The organism is Hyphomonas sp. GM-8P, assembly GCF_003263315.1.
Classification (GTDB): Bacteria; Pseudomonadota; Alphaproteobacteria; order Caulobacterales; family Hyphomonadaceae; genus Hyphomonas.
In genome coordinates this window covers 1-1280 of the sequence record NZ_AWFE01000147.1, presented here as the reverse complement: position 1 = coordinate 1280, position 1280 = coordinate 1, and the positions used below count along the sequence as shown (strand labels likewise).

The 1280-nt window shown below is 58.9% G+C and carries 1 protein-coding gene; it reads left to right on the top strand.

All coding sequences use genetic code 11. From position 1 onward, the window contains the following. Positions 1–60: 60 nt before the first annotated feature. Positions 61–1233: an IS481 family transposase gene (locus HY26_RS18800; protein ID WP_112074355.1), complete on the top strand. Its 1173-nt coding sequence runs from the start codon at positions 61–63 to the stop codon at positions 1231–1233. The last annotated feature ends 47 nt before the right edge of the window (positions 1234–1280 follow it).

The window sequence follows — 1280 nt, the reverse complement described above, 5'->3', positions numbered from 1 at the left end:
ATGGGTGACAGATTGTACCGGACACATGGGTAACACTTCTCGCTTTGGCGGGAGGTTGAGATGCCATGGAAGGAACAATCAAAAATGGACGAGAGGCTACGCTTTGTTGCCCGCCGGCTTGAAGGCGAGTCGATGACGGATCTTTGCCGTGAGTTCGGGATTTCCCGGAAGACGGGCTACAAGATCTTTAATCGCTATAAGGAAGAAGGGCTGATCGCCCTGGAGGACCGTTCCCGTCGGCCCGTGCGGTACGCCAACCAGCTACCCGTCCCGATCGAACGGGCGATCATCGAGGCAAAGAAAGACAAGCCCAGCTGGGGTGCCCGCAAGATCCGGGAACTGCTGGTGCGTCGCCTGGCAGGGGATGTACGCATTCCGGCTCATTCGACCATTCATGCGGTTCTGGACCGTCACGGCCTGGTGAAGAAGGCTGGCCGGAAGCGCCAGAGGGCATTGGGAACCGCCCTGTCCGCCGGCTCGGTTCCCAATGCCCTCTGGTGTGTCGACTTCAAGGGCGAGTTCCGTCTCGGCAACCAGGCCTACTGTTACCCTCTGACGGTCACCGACCATGCCTCACGCTTCATCCTGGCCTGCGAGGCGCTTGAGGGCACAAAGGAGGCGCCCGTCATCGAAGCCTTCCATACCCTGTTCCGGGCGCGTGGCCTGCCGAAGGCCATACGCTCAGACAATGGCGTGCCGTTTGCCAGTCCCAACGGTCTTTACAATCTCTCGAAACTCTCGGTCTGGTGGCTGAGGCTCGGCATCGCCATCGAACGCATCAAGCCCGGACATCCGCAGCAGAACGGCCGGCATGAGCGTATGCACCTGACCCTCAAGCAGGAAACCACCCGGCCGGCTTCAGCCAATCCCCTCCAGCAGCAGGTCCGCTTCGATGACTTCGTCAGCGAGTACAACACAGAACGCCCTCATGAAGGGCTCGATATGGCAACGCCGGCAGAGGTCTACACACCCTCAGCCCGGATCTATGAAGGCCTGCCGGAGATCGATTATCCCTTCCATGATCGCGAGGTCCTGATCACAGCCTGTGGCCGGATCTGCATGCATCGGAAGAAAATCAACATCTCAACCGTGCTCGCCGGTCAGCGGGTCGGAATCAAGGAGGTCGATGACGGAATCTGGCTCGTCACCTTCATGCACTATGACCTCGGATACATTGACCTCGAGCAGAGAACCCTGCAGACCATCAACAACCCGTTCGGAGCGAATGTGTAACCTATCTCTCCGGTACAAAGTGTTACCTATGTCTCCGGGTCGGACAA

Coding starts and splice junctions, on each gene's coding strand:
- HY26_RS18800 (WP_112074355.1), top strand. CDS start 61: ATGCCATGGAAGGAACAATCAAAAATGGACGAGAGGCTACGCTTTGTT.